Here is a 687-nt window from a genome sequence, read left to right on the forward strand (position 1 = left end):
CCCCCCCAGATCGCTGCCGCCTTTTTTCGCAGAACAAGGAGCGCTGCGGTTTCGGCCAATGCGCGGTCTTTGCGGGCCAATTCCCGCTCCAAATCCTTGACCCGCTTTTTTTCTTCTTTGGTCGCGCGACCAAGACGCGCACTACTGGCACGATCCCAGTCATTCGCCTGCTCACAGGCCGCACGCCACGCTGCAATCTGCGCTGGAAAAAGCCCGCGCTTGCGGCAGTATTCGGCCAGATCGGCTTCGTTCAGCGCCGCCGTTTCCAGAACCGCCGCGAACTTATCACGCGAGGACCAGCCCTCGGGCCCAGCATCAGCGTCAGGCATAAGCTGCCCCTTGCCGCGCGCCTCAGCCCGCCACTTGTGCAATGTCGCCTCGGAAATCCCCTCCTCCTGCGACAACTGCCGTATGGCCACGTTGTTCGGCGGCAGCATCCGCTTCAGCACCGTCGATTTTCGTTCCGGTGAATATCCCAAATCATCTTCCTATCCCGCCCACCTGAGAAATAGAGGAAAAGTAGAGCGGCGGACAACTACCCTGACACAGGGGGCACCTTCACGTTCACGCGGAAGTTCTCTCGGACGAGCTTGGCATGCAGCATGCGATAGCCATACCTCCTGTGTTTGCCCGACAGGGTGATCAGGCGCTCTCTCAGCCGCGCGTGGCGGTCTGGCCGAGCTTGAT

General features: G+C 60.8%; 1 pseudogene. It reads right to left on the bottom strand.

Features of this window, described 5'->3' with window-relative positions:
• Nucleotides 1-449: pseudogene (locus ABD345_RS40025) on the bottom strand (IS3 family transposase); the annotation flags it as partial.
• Nucleotides 450-687: the final 238 nt, after the last annotated feature.

The organism is Kitasatospora saccharophila, from assembly GCF_039529925.1.
GTDB lineage: Bacteria > Actinomycetota > Actinomycetes > Streptomycetales > Streptomycetaceae > Kitasatospora > Kitasatospora saccharophila.